The organism is Pseudonocardia sp. OZ21, from assembly GCF_059359135.1.
In genome coordinates, this window is record NZ_JCADBN010000002.1 from 176131 (window position 1) to 190307 (window position 14177).

Here is a 14177-nt window from a genome sequence, read left to right on the forward strand (position 1 = left end):
CCCTGGCCGAGAACGAGCACCTCTTCACGTCCGAGTCGGTCACCGAAGGCCACCCCGACAAGATGGCCGACCAGATCTCGGACGCGATCCTCGACGCGGCGCTCGCCGCGGACCCTGCCTCCCGTGTCGCCTGCGAGACGCTGATCACCACCGGTCTCGTCGTTCTGGCCGGCGAGATCACGACCACGGCCACCATCGACTTCGCCGAGGTCGTCCGGAAGACGATCTGCGAGATCGGCTACGACAACGGTGCCTTCGGGTTCGACGGCCACCACTGCGCGGTGATGATCACCCTCGACAAGCAGTCCCCCGACATCGCCCAGGGTGTCGACGTGGCCCACGAGCACCGCGGCAAGCTCTCCGAGGACGAGCTCGACAGCGCGGGCGCGGGCGACCAGGGCATGATGTTCGGCTTCGCCACGCGCGAGACCCCCGAGCTCATGCCGCTGCCGATCGCGCTCGCGCACCGGCTCTCGCGGAGACTGTCGGCCGTGCGCAAGGACGGCACGCTCCCCTACCTGCGCCCGGACGGGAAGACGCAGGTCACGGTGCGCTACCGGGACGGCGTGCCGGTGGCCGTCGAGAAGGTCCTGATCTCCACGCAGCACGCCGAGGAGGTCTCCACCGAGCAGATCCGCGACGACCTCTGGGAGCACGTCGTCACCCGCGAGATCCCGGCCGAGCTGTACTCCGCCGACGAGCTGCGGGAGAACTACTACGTCAACCCGACCGGCCGCTTCGTCATCGGCGGTCCCGTCGGCGACGCGGGCCTCACCGGCCGCAAGATCATCGTCGACACCTACGGCGGGTTCGCCCGCCACGGCGGCGGCGCGTTCTCCGGGAAGGACTCCTCCAAGGTCGACAGGTCCGCCGCCTACGCTGCTCGGTACGTGGCGAAGAACCTGGTGGCCGCCGGGCTCGCCGACAAGGTGGAGGTGCAGGTGGCGTACGCGATCGGGGTGGCCAGGCCGCTCTCGGTACTGGTGGAGACGTTCGGCACCGAGCAGGTGTCGCCCGCCATGATCCGCAAGCTCGTCGACGAGCACTTCGACCTGCGCCCGGCGGCGTTCCGCCGGCAGCTGCAGCTCAACCGTCCGATCTTCGGCAAGACCGCCGCATACGGGCACTTCGGCCGGGACGACCCCGACTTCACGTGGGAGCGCACCGACAAGGCCGCCGAGCTGCGCGCCGCGGCGGGGCTCGCCTGATGGGCGGATTTCCCTCCGACCTGCAGATCGCGAAAGGCGCCACGCTCCTCCCCCTCGGTGACATCGCCGCCGGGATGGGGATCGGCTCGCACCTCGTCACGCCCTACGGCCGCCAGGTGGCGAAGATCGAGCTGGACGCGATCGAGGAGCTCGCCGACCGGCCCCGCGCCAAGTACGTCGTGGTCTCCGCCGTCACCCCGACGCCGCTGGGCGAGGGCAAGACCACCACCACCGTCGGGCTCGGCCAGGCGATGAGCCACATCGGCAAGCGCGCCACCATCGCGATCCGGCAGCCGTCGATGGGGCCCACGTTCGGCATCAAGGGCGGCGCCGCGGGTGGTGGCTACTCCCAGGTCGTGCCGATGGAGCAGCTGAACCTGCACCTCACCGGCGACTTCCACGCCGTCACCGCGGCGCACAACATGCTCTCGGCGGTGCTCGACAACCACCTGTTCCAGGGCAACGAGAGCGAGATCGACCAGCACAACATCACCTGGCGCCGCGTGCTCGACGTCAACGACCGGGCGCTGCGCAACGTGATCGTCGGGCTGGGCTCGCGGCTCGACGGTCTGCCGCGGCAGACGGGCTTCGACATCACCGCGGCGTCGGAGGTGATGGCGATCTTCGCCCTCGCCCGGTCGGTACCGGAGATGCGCGAGCGGCTCGGCCGCATCGTCGTCGCCTACACCCGCGACGGGAAGCCGGTCACGGCCGAGGACATCGGCGGCGCAGGCGCGATGGCCGTGATCATGCGGGACGCGATGGCGCCCAACCTGCTCCAGACGCTGGAGAACACGCCCGTGCTGGTGCACGCCGGCCCGTTCGGCAACATCGCGCACGGCAACTCGTCGGTCGTGGCCGACCTGATCGGCATCCACTCCGGCGACTACCTCATCACCGAGGCCGGGTTCGGCGCGGACATGGGCGCCGAGCGGTTCTTCAACATCAAGTGCCGGGCGTCGGGCCTCACCCCCGACGCCGCGGTCGTCGTCACCACGGTGCGGGCGCTCAAGGCCCACTCGGGCAAGCACCGCATCGTGGCAGGCCGTCCGTTGCCGGAGGCGCTGCTCGCCGAGAACCCCGACGAGGTGCACATCGGGGGCGCCAACCTGCGCAAGCAGATCGAGAACATCCGGGTGCACGGGGTGCCCGCGGTCGTCGCGATCAACGCCTTCCCCGGCGACCATCCCAGCGAGCACGCCGCGATCGCCGAGATCGCGGAGTCGATGGGCGCCCGCTCGGCGGTGTGCACCCACTTCGCCGACGGCGGCCGAGGTGCCACCGACCTGGCCAGGGCCGTGGCCGAGGCGGCCGACGAGTCGTCGGAGTTCCGGTTCCTCTACCCGGAGTCGGCCCCGCTGCGGGACAAGATCGAGATCATCGCGAAGCAGATCTACGGCGCCGACGGGGTGGACTACGCCCCGCCCGCCGCCCGCCAGATCGACTCCTACGAGCGCAACGGCTTCGGCCACCTGCCCGTGTGCATCGCGAAGACGCACCTGTCGATCTCGTCCGACCCCTCGCTCCTGGGGGCGCCGACCGGATGGCGCCTCCCCGTGCGCGAGGTACGCGCATCCGTCGGCGCCGGGTTCATCTACCCGATCTGCGGTGACATGCGCACCATGCCCGGCCTGGGCGCCCACCCGGCAGCGCACAGGATCGACCTGGACGCGGCGGGCGAGATCGTCAACCTCTCCTGACGCGGCTCCGCGCGGGTGGGCCCGTGCCGGGCGAAACCGCTCGTCGCACTCCGTGGCGTAGCCGGTCCCCGATCGGGGTACGAAACGGACATGCCACCCACCGTCGTTGTTTTCGCCCCGTCCCCCTTGCTCACCGTCACCATCGAGGACCGGGCCGGTGTGCCCGACATCCACGTGCACGCCGGCGGCCAGGCGGTGTGGCAGGCCCGGATGATCTCGACCCTCGGCGTGCCGGTGGTGCTGTGCGCCACCCTCGGCGGCGAGACGGGTGACGTGCTGGGGCACCTGCTCCCGAGCGAGGGGGTGGACCTGCGGGTGGTGCACGTCGACTCCCGCAACGGTGGCTACGTGCACGACCGGCGCAACGGCGAGCGTGAGCCCATCGCCGAGGCACCCGGCGGACCGCTGGATCGCCACGAGCAGGACGCGTTCTACGAGACGATGCTGCGCGAGGGCATCACCCACGGCACCGCGCTGCTCGGCGGCCCGAACTCCGACCAGGTGATCCCGGCGGCCCTCTACTCCCGCCTCGCCACCGACCTCTCCCGCAACGGCTGCCGCGTCGCCGCCGATCTCTCGGGCGAGCGGCTCGACGCCGTGCTGGAGGGCAACCCGTTCGTCCTGAAGGTGAGCCACGAGGAGCTCCTGGCGGACGGCCGCGCCGACAGCGACGACCCGGACGCGCTCGTGGCCGCGATGCATCAGCTGCGCTCCGAGGGTGCTGGCCTGGTCATCGTGTCGCGCGCCGCGGAGCCCGCACTGGCCCTCCTGCCCGAGGACGACGAGAGCGGCGACGGGGACGTGCTGGAGATCCGCGTCCCGGAGCTGAAGCCCGCCGAGACCCGCGGCGCAGGCGACTCGATGACAGCCGGGGTGGTCGCCTCGCTCGTGCGCGGTGAGCCGGTGCGGGAGGCGCTGCGCACGGGCGCGGCATGCGGTGCACTGAACGTCGTGCGGCGCGGGCTCGGCACCGGCGGGGAGGATGCGATCCGGACGCTCGCCGAACGCGTCGAGCTCGTCGAGTGGAAGAACTGAGGGGGGCCATGAGGGCGCTGGTGACCAACGACGACGGGATCGACTCCGTCGGGCTGACCGTGCTGGCGCGGGCCGCGCTGGCAGCCGGGCTGGACGTGGTCGTGGCAGCGCCCGCCGAACAGGCCAGCGGTGCGAGCGCGGCCATCACCGCCGTGCGCCGCGAGGGACGCACGGTGATGAGCCGCCGGGAGCTGCCCGACCTGCCCGGCGTGCCGGCGTGGGCGGTCGAGGCCCAACCGGCGCACATCGTCGTGGCCGCGCTGCACGGCTGGTTCGATCCGGCACCGGACCTGGTGCTGTCCGGGGTGAACCACGGCGCCAACGTGGGACGCGCGGTGCTGCACTCCGGCACGGTCGGGGCGGCCCTGACGGCGGCCGTGAACGACGCCCGCGGTCTCGCGGTGAGCCTCGACGTGGCACTGCACCCCACGGGCGACCGGCACTGGGACGCGGTGGACGGCGTGCTGGGCCGGGTGCTGGAACTGCTACTCGCCGCCCCGCCCGCCACCGTGCTGTCGCTGAACGTGCCCGATCTGCCCGCCGGCGAGCACCGGGAGCTGCGGCACGCCCGGCTGGCCGCGTTCGGCACCGTGCAGACCCGCGTCGACGACATCGGGGACGACAGCATGCACCTCGGGGAGATCGAGGTGGGTGAGGAACCGGAGCAGGGCACCGACAGCGCTCTGCTGCGGGCCGGGCACCCGACACTGACCCAGCTGGTGTCGGTCACCGAGGACAGGGGCCGGCTCGTACCGGACTGGCTCGCCTCAGTCGACGGTCTCCCCGCCCGGCGGCGCCAGGGCTGACCGCGCCTCGATCCCCCGCTCGACCGCCCGGCACACCATGTGCAGGGCCACCAGGTGCATCTCCTGCACGGTCGCCGCGTCCCCCGGCAGGCACACGGCGTCCGTGCAGATGCGGGCCAAGGGGTTCGGGCCGGGGCCGGTGAGTGCCCAGCTCAGGGCTCCGGTCTCGCGCGCCGCCGCGGCCGCGGCGAGCAGGTTCTCGCTGCGGCCGCTCGTGGAGAACAGGAGCACGACGTCGCCGGGACGGGCGTGGCCGCGGACCTGTCGCGCGTACACCTGGGTGTAGCCGTAGTCGTTCCCGATCGCGCTCAGGCTGGACGTGTCGGCGTGCAGCGCGATCGCCGACAGCGGGCGCCGCTCGCGATCGAACCGGCCGACGAGCTCCGCCGTCAGGTGCTGGGCCTCCGCGGCGCTGCCCCCGTTGCCCGCAGCGAGCAGCCTGGCCCCACCCAGCAGCCTGCCCGCCAGGTCATCGCCCCAGCGCGCGAGGACGGGCCGGGCCCGGCGCAGGGCGGGCAGCGCGTGCGCGAGCCGGTCGACGTGGTCGGCCAGGCTCGTCAGCACGTCCGCGACGGGAGCGTCGGGGATGTCCGGGGCCGTGACGGGGCTCATCGCATCGCCCCGGCGGTCTCGGTATCTGCCCCGTCCAGCCCGGCAGCATCCATGTCGGCGTCCATCTGGGCGGCGTCGGATTCCGCGGCCCTGATCCGGCCGTTCCGGGTCGCGATCACCTCGTCGTAGACCGCGGCGGTGGCGGCGGCCACCCGCTCCCAGCCGTAGCGCGCCAGTACCCGGTCGCGCCCGGCGATGCCGAACGCGGCGGCCCGCGTCGGGGAGCCGAGCAGGTCCCGCAGCGCCGCGGCGAGGGCGTCCGGCCTGCGCGGCGGTACGAGCAGGCCGGTGACCTGGTCGACCACGGTGTCCTGGATGCCGCCGACGGCACTGGCCACCACCGGGCGCCCGCAGGCCATCGCCTCGAGCGCCACCATGCCGAACGGTTCGTACCAGGGCACACAGACGATGGCATCGGCCGAGCGCAGCAGGGCGGGCACGTCCTCGCGGATCACGGGGCCGATCAGCCGCACGCGGTCGGCCACCCCTGCGGCGATCGCGCGCGCCCGCAACCGGTCGGCGTCCGGACCGGCGGGTGCCGCCCCGTCCGGGCCTGCCGTGCCTCCCGCGACGATCAGCTCGGCGTGGGGAAGCCGGCGCATCGCCTCGATCACCTCGTCGACGCCCTTGCGCCGCACCAGCCTGCCGAGCGAGAGGAGGCGTTGGCGGCCGGAGCGATGGGCCACCGGTCCGTCGGGGGTGAACAGCCGGGTGTCCACCCCGCAGGGCACCACGGTCGTGCGCCGCCGCGGCGTTCCGAGCCTGGCGAGCTCGAAGACCTCGTCGGTACAGGTGGCGAGCACCCGGTCGACGGTCCGCGCGACCGCGACCTCGGCGCGTACGCGCCCCTCCGGGCTCGTGTCGTCCCTGCCCTGGTGACGGCGCTTCACGCTGCCGAGCGCGTGGAAGGTCTGCACCACGGGGATCCGACCGGCCGCGGCGGCCAGGGACGCCATGCCGGACATCCAGAAGTGCGCGTGCACCACGTCGGGAGGCGTGATCGCCCAGGCCTCCTCCAGCACCTGCGTGAACGCCGGGAGGTGCGGCACCAGCTCGTCCTTGGGCAGTGGCCGGGGCGGGCCGGCCGCCACGTGCCGGACCGTCACTCCGGAATGCAACGGCACGACGTCCGGGAGCGCGGGATCGTCCCGGCGGGTCCAGACCGTCACGTCGTGCCCCGCTGCGGCGAGAGCCGAGCTCAGTTCCAGCACGTGCACGTTCTGGCCACCGGCGTCGGTCCCGCCCACAGCGGCGAGGGGACTGGCGTGTTCGGACACCATCGCGATGCGCATCGGCATCAGCTCCTTCCTGTCGTGGCGGTCGTGGCGGTGGTGGCGCCGGCCATCGGTCGTCGGACCGGGCGGCGACCCTCGGTGGCGCGCAGCAGGACGTCCTCCCAGGAGGCGAGGAACCGGTCCAGGCCGTAGCGCTCCAGGGCGTGCCGGCGGGCGGCGCTGCCCATCCGGGCGGCCAGCTCAGGTTCGGTCACCAGCTCGCGCAGCCCTCTCGCAAGCCGGTCCGGGTCGGTCGAGCAGTACCCCGTGCCGGGAGGCACGGCTTCGTGGGCCTCCGTGGTGGCCAGGGCTACCACGGGCATGCCCAGGTGCATGGCCTCGATGAGCGCCAGGCCCAGCGAGGTCCACCGCAGCGGATGCAGGTAGGCCCGGCGGCGGGCCAGCTCCGCGTGCATGCGGTGCTGCGGCAGATCACCCAGGCCGCGGACCGGCGTCGACGGGTCCAGCCCGAGTCTCGCGGTCAGGTCGTCGGTGCCCATCCCGAAGACGTCGAGCGGGGCGCTGCGCGCGAAGTGCGGGAGCAGGTCGGTGCCGGTGACCCGGTTGCGGCGCACCGGCTCGTTCACGACCACGGCGGCGGCCGGGAGATCGCCGGTCCAGCGATGGCCGGGGTCGACCACCCCGTGCTCGACCACCGTGGTGGGGGTGGTGCCGCAGTCCCACATGAGCTGATTGAAGTGCGTGACGTGGACGACGGTCAGGTCGCTGCGGTCGGCCATCGGGTGCCGGCTCGTGGCCGCGTGCTCCCGGGGCGCGTTGTGCTCCAGATACACCGCAGGCACGTCGCGGCCGGGAACGTGGCCCAACCAGCGTTCCGCCAGCTCCAGCTCCTCGGGGCGTTGCAGGACGACGAGGTCGACCTCGGCGTCGGCGAGCTCGGCCGGAGCCGTCTCGACGGCGCCTGCCGGCCAGTCCCACGCCTCCGGCCGCCCTCCACCCCACGGCCCGCGCTCGGGCAGTGTGGGCAGCAGGTATCGGTGTGGCCCCTGAACGAATGCGGTCGTCCAGGATCCGTGCACGTGCCACAGGACGATGTTCACGTCGCGGGTGTGGCCCATCGGGCGACGATCAAACGCCGCACAGCCAACTGCTACTATCCGTGACCAACTGTTACTCCTCGTCATCACGGCGGACGCGGGCGCCGTCGGCCCGACCCCGTGCTCCTCGTTGCTCCCACCGAGGGGAGTACCCCGCCTCAGGGGGGATAAGCGCAGGGAGACGGCTCGAACACCGGCCGTACGCCCCGCGTCACCGGGCACTCCGCACCGAGCGCGAACGGATCGACGGCGGCCCGGAGGGTTGAGACCGCCGGCAGCGGCTATCCGCACGCAACGGCAGCACCACCGGCGCCACCCAGCAGGAGGATCCACGTGTCCACTCCCACCCGGAGTCCCCTCGGCCAGGAGGCGGAGACGCCGGCCCAGATCCCCCCGCGCGGCTGGTGGCAGGTACTGCGCCGCGCCCTCAAGGAGAGCAGCGCGGACCACGTCCCCATGCTGGCCGGCGGTGTCGCGTTCTTCGCGTTTCTCGCCGTCTTCCCCGCCCTGATTGCCGCGATCACGCTCTACGGGCTCATCGCCGACCCGGGCCAGGTGGCCGGTCAGGTCGAGAGCCTCGCCGGCACCCTCCCGCAGGAGACCCAGCCGCTCATCACCGACCAGCTCAACTCCGTGGTCTCCACCAGCGGCGGCGCCCTCGGGGTGAGCCTCGTGGTGTCGCTGCTGGCCGCGCTCTGGTCGGCGTCGAGCGGCACCGGAAACCTGATCCAGGCGGTCAACCTCGCCTACGACGAGGACGAGAGCCGCGGCTTCCTCAAGCTGCGCGGCCTCGCGTTGATGCTCACCCTCGGGGCGATCGTGTTCGTGCTCGTGACGCTCACGCTCGTGGCGGTGGTGCCGCCCCTGCTCGACGCGCTGCCACTCGGGGCCGTGGGGCTGATCGTCGCCCAGGTGGTCCGCTGGGTGCTGCTGGCGGCGGTGGTGATCGGCGCGCTCGGGGTGGTCTACCGCGTGGCGCCCGACCGCGACGCACCGCGCTTCCGCTGGGTCAGCGTCGGCGCGCTCGTGGCGGCCGTGCTGTGGCTCATCGGCAGCGTGCTGTTCAGCCTCTACGTCAACAACTTCGGCAGCTACAACAAGACCTACGGCGCTCTCGCCGGCGTGGTCGTGCTGATGCTGTGGCTCTACCTGACCAGCTACATCGTGCTGCTCGGCGCGGAGATCAACGCGGAGGCCGAGCGGCAGACCCGCCGCGACACCACGACGGGCGAGCCGGTGCCGCTGGGTGAACGGCGGGCGGTGGCAGCGGACCAGGTGGCCGAGGGCAGCTAGTGCGGCGGCCACAAACGTCCACCGGGTTCCTCGCGGGCCCAGGCGGCCCCTCGCGGCGTTGCCGCCCTGGCGAATACCCCCGGTATGAGCTGCGGGCGGCGCCTTGCGAGGAACCACCTGGATCCCGCGATCAACCCGGCAACGTTCGTCGCCACCGCACTAGTGACGACGGGCGGGGCGCGGCACGCGGTCAGCCGTCGGCCGGGTCGAGCGCCTCGTCCAGCGCCTCGTCGAGATCGTCGCGGTAGCCGAGCACATCGAGCAGGTTGGTGATCTCCAGCACCCGGCGCACCGGCCGCGCCGCCGACGCGGTGCGGAACGAGACACCGTGGGCGTAGGCGTGGCCGCGGGTGTCCATCAGGACGACGAGCCCGGTGGAGCCACAGAAGGACAGGCCGGACAGATCGACCACGAGGCGCTCCGGGCCCGACTCGACGGCGTCGTACGCCGCCTTGCGCAGCAGCCCGGCCGTGGAGAGGTCCACCTCACCTGCCGGGGCGATGACGAGCACCCCTGGACGCGGCTCGGACATCGACATCCGGAGCAGGTCGGACCGCGGCGACACGGGTTGCCGTGGCTGCGGGATCTCGGAGCCGAGAGAGGCGACCTCGAATCGGCGCGTCATCCGGTTCCCACCATCCGGCGGTGACGTGAGATGTGGGGCACCACCAACCCCCGGCCTGTGTCAACGATGCTCTCCCCCGACCCCCCGCGCAACCGTGCCACCCGGTCGGAGGGACCGTGATCTCGCGCTCAGTCGCGGTAGCGGGCCCGTACCCGGCGGCCGGAACCGTCGGAGCCGCCGGAACCGTCGGACCCGTCCGGGAGCAGGGCTCCCGTGGCGAGCCCGTGGTGCAGGGCCGCGGCGAACCGGCCGGGCGCCCAGTCGTGCGCCCCGGCTCTCGCCTGCAACTCGGAGCGCTCCAGCGGCCCGTTGCCCAACGCCTCCAGGAGCGCCCCCAGCTCCCGGTCGCGCTCGGGGTCGTCGTCGACCGGGACCGCGTTGTACGTGCGGGGCGGCCCGGGAGGCGAGGGCAGCCGGTCGTGGTCGTCGCCCGCCCCGGCGCCGGACGAGCGGGCCGGGCTCGCCGACAGCGGCGCCGCGATGTCCTCCAGCGACCGCTGGGCGGCCTCGACGCCCAGCGCGAGCTCGGCGATCCCGCCGATGATCATCACGGCCGCGCCGATGTAGTAGCCGACGGCCACGCTTCCCGGCCGGCCGGTCGCCACCAGGCTGCTGAACAGCACCGGTCCGACGATGCCGCCCAGGCCGGTGCCCACCGCGTAGAACAGCGCGATGCACATCGCCCTGATCTCCATCGGGAAGATCTCCGACACCGTGAGGTAGGCGGCGCCGGCCCCGCAGGAGGCGAGGAAGAAGATGGCGGCCCAGGCACCGGCGAGGGTCCAGGCGGACAGCGCGCCCGTCGAGAACAGCCAGCCGGTGCCGACGAGCAGCCCGCCCGACCCGAGGTAGCTGACGCTGATCATCGTGCGGCGGCCGACCGTGTCGAACAGCCGCCCGAGCACGAGCGGCCCGACGAGGCTGCCCAGCGCCAGCGGGATCAGGTAGAGCCCGCTGCTCGCACTCGGCACCCCGAAGAAGGTGGCCAGCACCAGCGCGAAGGTGAAGTAGACCGCGTTGTAGAGGAACGCCTGGCCCACGAACAGGGCCAGGCCCAGCACCGCCCGCCTCGGATAGGTGCGCAGCATCGTGGCGGCGATCTCGCCGAACCCGGTGCTGCGGCGCTGGGTGACCTCCAGGGTGTCGTGCACCGGCGCGAGCGGTGTGCCCGTCCCCCGCTCGACGCCGCGCTCGATCTCGCCCACCAGCGCTTCGGCCTCGTCGTTGCGGCCGTGGGTGTAGAGCCAGCGGGGACTCTCGGGCACGTGCCGCCGCACCACCAGGATCGCCAGGCCCAGTACGGCGCCGAGGCCGAACGCCAGGCGCCAGCCGAGGTCGGCGGGGAACAGTGCGGGGTCGAGCAGCAGCAGGGTGAGAGCCGCGCCGACCGCCGCCCCTCCCCAGTACGACCCGTTGACGGCGAGCGACACCGTGGCGCGGATGCGCGCCGGGACGAGCTCGTCGATAGCGGAGTTGATCGCGGCGTACTCCCCGCCGATGCCCGCTCCCGTCAGGAAGCGCATGAGCAGGAAGAACCAGGCGTCGAAGGAGAACGCGGTGGCGGTCGTGGCCGCGAGGTAGAGGCCGAGCGTCACGAGGAACAGCTTCTTGCGGCCCAGGCGGTCGGTGAGGTAGCCGAACACGAGGGAACCGACCACCGCGCCCGCCACGTACATCGAGGCCGCGAGACCCACCTGCGTCTCCGACAGCGCCAGTCCACTGTCGGGCTCGGTCAGCCTCTGGGCGAGCGCCCCGACGATCGTGACCTCGATGCCGTCGAGGATCCAGACGGTGCCCAGGCCGAGCAGGACCAGCCAGTGCCAGCGTGACCACGGGAGGCGGTCCATCCGGGCCGGAACATCCGTTCGTACCGTGCCCGCCCCCGTCATGTCGGCGGATTGCCTCTCCCCAGGACACCGAAACGTGGTCCGCGGCACGCGCGGGCCACCGGTTCGGCGCAACCGGCGCGGGGGGGCGGACGTCGATGGGCCGAACGGTCCGAATCAGCCGATCGGTGGTTGCTCCGCTACACGCCGGGTAGGCGTGCCGGTATCGACGTCCCACATACGACAGGAGCTGCTCGATGACTCAGCAGACGAGCGGACGCCCGCCGGTAGGGGCTACCGGTTCGGGAACCGAAACTTCGACGACCCAGGTCGCCCGCGACGAGGCGGCCCAGGTGGGCCGCACGGGCACCGAGGCAGGCAAGCACGTCGCCGGCACCGCTGCGCAGCAGGCGGGCGAGGTCGCCGAGGAGGCCCGCCGCCAGGCGCGGGACCTCTTCGGCGAGGTCCGCGGACAGGCCGCCGAACAGGCCCGCAACGGACAGCAGAAGGCGACCGACGGGCTACGTGCCCTCGCCGACGAGCTGCACCAGATGGCCGAGAGCGGCGGCCAGCAGGGCACCGCCTCCGAGCTCGCGCGGCAGGCTGCCGAGCGGGTCAACGGTGCTGCCGACTGGCTCGGCCGCCGGGAGCCCGGCGACCTGCTCGACGAGGTGCGCGGGCTGGCCCGCCGCCGCCCGGGAGCGTTCCTGGTCGGTGCGGCCATCGCCGGAGTGCTGGCCGGACGGCTGACCCGCGGTGCGGTCGACGCGAACCGCGACACCGGCCCCACGAACGGGGCCGCTCCGTCTCCCGGTGCGCCGCCTCCCGGAGCGCCCCATCCCGGTGCCTCCCATCCCGCTGCCCCCTATCCCGCGGGGCCGTATCCCGCAGCCGGGCCGCCGCCCGGCTACCCGGCCGCGCCGCCTGCGCCGTCCTACCCGCCGCCCCCCGCGGGCGGGGGGTACGGACCGAACACGACGCCCGGCGGGGCACCGCCGCCCCCGGCGCCCGGTGGCTACCCCGCTCCCGGCGGACCGCCTCCCGGCGGACCGGGCGGCTACCCGGGTCACGGCGGCCCGCCCGCCGGCGGCGGCTACCCCGCTCCGTCCGGTCCGGGCATGCCCCCCACGGTGCCGCCCGCACCCGCACCCGCACCGCGCTCGAGCGCGACGACGGTCGGCGAGTACGTCGAGGACGTGGAGCGCGGCACCACCGCAGGGCACGACGGTCCCCGGTACCCGGGCGACACGCAGCAGGGGCAGTCGCGATGACCGCCCCGATTCCGCCGGCCGGCACCGCGGGCGCGTTTCCGCCTCCGGCCGGAGTGCATCCCGAGGCCGGACGCCACGCGTCGGGCACCACCGGGCTCGGCTCGCCGGCACCCGACGTGGCCGGGGTGCCCGTGGGTGAGCTGGTCGGCAACGTCACCCGCGATCTGTCGACGCTCATGCGTCAGGAGCTGGCTCTCGCCCAGGCCGAGCTCAAGCAGGAGGCCACGAAGACCGGCAAGGCGGCCGGAGCCTTCAGCGGTGCCGCCCTGGCCGGCTACTTCGTCCTGCTGTTCCTGTCGATCGCCGCCTGGGCCGGCCTGTCGAACGTGATGGACGCCGGCTGGGCCGGGCTCATCGTCGCGGCGGTGTGGGCGGTGGTCGCCGCGGTGCTCTACACGACCGGGCGCAGCAAGTTCCGCGAGGTGCACCCCAAGCCGGAACGCACCGTCGACACCCTCAGCAACGTTCCCGACGCCCTCAAGGGCCACCGAGGAGACACGCCGTGACCGAGAACTACGGAACCCGCGAGAACTACGGACTGAGCGGACAGCAGCCGGCCTCCGGTACCGGTGCGCCCGGCAACGCCGACGATCCCGACCAGATCCGCCGTGAGATCGAGCGCACGCAGTCGAACCTGAGCACGAACGTCGACGCGCTCGCCGAGAAGGTGACGCCGGGGCGCATCGTCGAACGTCGCGTGGAGCGCGTCCGCGGCACCGCGGGCCGCTTGAAGGACAAGGTGATGGGCAGCAACCCCCTCCATTCGGGCACCGGGAGCAGCTGGGGAGGGCAGGGCGGCGGCGTGCGTGACACGGCGGGCCAGATGGCAGGCTCGGTCTCCGGCACCGCGTCCTCGGCGGCGGCGGGCGTCTCCGACACGGCCTCGTCAGCGGCGTCGAGCGTCTCCGACGCGGCGTCGACGGCGGCGGGCGCCGTGGCGGATGCGCCACACGCTCTGCGCCAGCAGGCTCAGGGCAACCCGCTCGCCGCGGGGCTCATCGCCTTCGGCGCCGGGTGGCTGATCTCCTCGCTGCTCCCGGCCAGCAGGCGCGAGCAGGAGCTGGCGAGCCAGGCCAGGGACCGGGCGAGCCAGCCGGTGGCGGAGGCGGCCAAGCAGGTGGCGGCCGAGGTGAAGGACAACCTCACGCAGCCGGCGCAGGATGCCGTCGAGTCGGTGCGTTCCACCGCCACCGAGGCCGGCCGGACCGTCGCCGAGGAAGGCCGGACCGCGGCCGAACAGGTGCAGGGCCAGGCGCAGGACTCCGTCGGCAACGTGCGGCAGAACGCCTCGCCGAGCTGACGGGTCCGCCCGCGCGCTCCCGGCGCCACCTTCGACGGGCCCCGTTCCCACCAGGGAACGGGGCCCGTCGTCTCGTGCCGGGCTGTCTGTTCGTCGCTGTTCTCCTCGTCACCGGGGCGCATGTCGGCGGTCACCCGGGGTGCGCCCGAAGGTGCCGGTGACCGAGGAT

General features: G+C 73.3%; 13 protein-coding genes. 8 read left to right on the top strand and 5 right to left on the bottom strand.

Translation table 11 applies throughout. From position 1 onward, the window contains the following. The first annotated feature begins 2 nt into the window (after positions 1–2). From metK to surE, 4 genes are all read left to right on the top strand, one after another. Complete coding sequence (metK, locus tag AC5L35_RS04500) at positions 3–1208, top strand: methionine adenosyltransferase (protein WP_495058690.1); 1206 nt, start codon at positions 3–5, stop codon at positions 1206–1208. Next, on the top strand, positions 1208–2908 hold the full coding sequence (locus tag AC5L35_RS04505) for a formate--tetrahydrofolate ligase (protein ID WP_495058251.1): 1701 nt from the start codon (positions 1208–1210) through the stop codon (positions 2906–2908). The genes metK and AC5L35_RS04505 overlap by 1 nt, the downstream gene beginning before the upstream one ends. A gap of 90 nt (positions 2909–2998) precedes the next feature. Then, entirely contained in the window at positions 2999–3943 is a 945-nt protein-coding gene (locus AC5L35_RS04510; RefSeq protein ID WP_495058252.1) for a 1-phosphofructokinase family hexose kinase, read from the top strand. 20 nt (positions 3944–3963) lie between these two features. Next, positions 3964–4749 (top strand): 5'/3'-nucleotidase SurE, encoded by a 786-nt coding sequence (gene surE, locus AC5L35_RS04515; RefSeq protein ID WP_495058253.1) that lies wholly within the window; start codon positions 3964–3966, stop codon positions 4747–4749. On the opposite strand, the gene AC5L35_RS04520 is transcribed toward surE, so the two are convergent. Genes AC5L35_RS04520 through AC5L35_RS04530 form a run of 3 tightly spaced genes read right to left on the bottom strand, consistent with a single transcriptional unit; the run spans position 4711 to position 7714 of the window. Continuing rightward, positions 4711–5361 carry a D-sedoheptulose-7-phosphate isomerase gene (locus AC5L35_RS04520; RefSeq protein WP_495058254.1) on the bottom strand — a complete coding sequence of 217 codons (651 nt, stop codon included), beginning with the start codon at positions 5359–5361 and terminating at the stop codon, positions 4711–4713. The genes surE and AC5L35_RS04520 overlap by 39 nt on opposite strands. Continuing rightward, complete coding sequence (locus AC5L35_RS04525; RefSeq protein WP_495058691.1) at positions 5358–6653, bottom strand: glycosyltransferase; 1296 nt, start codon at positions 6651–6653, stop codon at positions 5358–5360. The genes AC5L35_RS04520 and AC5L35_RS04525 overlap by 4 nt, the downstream gene beginning before the upstream one ends. Positions 6654–6658: 5 nt before the next feature. Beyond that, entirely contained in the window at positions 6659–7714 is a 1056-nt protein-coding gene (locus tag AC5L35_RS04530; protein WP_495058255.1) for a glycosyltransferase, read from the bottom strand. Between the two features lie 312 nt (positions 7715–8026). Between AC5L35_RS04530 and AC5L35_RS04535 the strand changes: the two genes are divergently transcribed. Further along, complete coding sequence (locus AC5L35_RS04535) at positions 8027–8986, top strand: YihY/virulence factor BrkB family protein (protein ID WP_495058256.1); 960 nt, start codon at positions 8027–8029, stop codon at positions 8984–8986. A gap of 190 nt (positions 8987–9176) precedes the next feature. Here the strand turns inward: AC5L35_RS04535 and AC5L35_RS04540 are convergent, their stop codons facing one another. Together AC5L35_RS04540 and AC5L35_RS04545 are read right to left on the bottom strand one after the other, a co-directional pair. Continuing rightward, a complete protein-coding gene (locus AC5L35_RS04540; protein ID WP_495058257.1) occupies positions 9177–9611 on the bottom strand; it encodes an STAS domain-containing protein in 435 nt (144 codons plus the stop codon). Between the two features lie 128 nt (positions 9612–9739). Next, positions 9740–11458 (bottom strand): MFS transporter, encoded by a 1719-nt coding sequence (locus AC5L35_RS04545; protein ID WP_495058258.1) that lies wholly within the window; start codon positions 11456–11458, stop codon positions 9740–9742. Between the two features lie 236 nt (positions 11459–11694). Here AC5L35_RS04545 and AC5L35_RS04550 point away from each other — a divergent pair, with 236 nt between their 5' ends. From AC5L35_RS04550 to AC5L35_RS04560, 3 genes are read left to right on the top strand one after another with little or no spacing between them, the layout of a single operon-like run. Next, positions 11695–12708, top strand: a complete 1014-nt coding sequence (locus AC5L35_RS04550; protein WP_495058259.1) for a hypothetical protein — start codon at positions 11695–11697, stop codon at positions 12706–12708. Further along, positions 12705–13214, top strand: a complete 510-nt coding sequence (locus tag AC5L35_RS04555) for a phage holin family protein (protein WP_495058260.1) — start codon at positions 12705–12707, stop codon at positions 13212–13214. Before AC5L35_RS04550 ends, AC5L35_RS04555 begins: the two co-directional genes overlap by 4 nt. Next, positions 13211–14008, top strand: coding sequence for a DUF3618 domain-containing protein (locus AC5L35_RS04560; RefSeq protein ID WP_495058261.1), 798 nt, complete (start codon positions 13211–13213; stop codon positions 14006–14008). The genes AC5L35_RS04555 and AC5L35_RS04560 overlap by 4 nt, the downstream gene beginning before the upstream one ends. Positions 14009–14177: the final 169 nt, after the last annotated feature.

Bases quoted from the DNA above. Each gene is read 5' to 3' on its own strand.
- AC5L35_RS04505 (WP_495058251.1), top strand. From the start codon at position 1,208: ATGGGCGGATTTCCCTCCGACCTGCAGATCGCGAAAGGCGCCACGCTC.
- AC5L35_RS04510 (WP_495058252.1), top strand. From the start codon at position 2,999: ATGCCACCCACCGTCGTTGTTTTCGCCCCGTCCCCCTTGCTCACCGTC.
- AC5L35_RS04520 (WP_495058254.1), bottom strand. From the start codon at position 5,361: ATGAGCCCCGTCACGGCCCCGGACATCCCCGACGCTCCCGTCGCGGAC.
- AC5L35_RS04525 (WP_495058691.1), bottom strand. From the start codon at position 6,653: ATGCGCATCGCGATGGTGTCCGAACACGCCAGTCCCCTCGCCGCTGTG.
- AC5L35_RS04530 (WP_495058255.1), bottom strand. From the start codon at position 7,714: ATGGGCCACACCCGCGACGTGAACATCGTCCTGTGGCACGTGCACGGA.
- AC5L35_RS04540 (WP_495058257.1), bottom strand. From the start codon at position 9,611: ATGACGCGCCGATTCGAGGTCGCCTCTCTCGGCTCCGAGATCCCGCAG.
- AC5L35_RS04545 (WP_495058258.1), bottom strand. From the start codon at position 11,458: ATGGACCGCCTCCCGTGGTCACGCTGGCACTGGCTGGTCCTGCTCGGC.
- AC5L35_RS04550 (WP_495058259.1), top strand. From the start codon at position 11,695: ATGACTCAGCAGACGAGCGGACGCCCGCCGGTAGGGGCTACCGGTTCG.
- AC5L35_RS04555 (WP_495058260.1), top strand. From the start codon at position 12,705: ATGACCGCCCCGATTCCGCCGGCCGGCACCGCGGGCGCGTTTCCGCCT.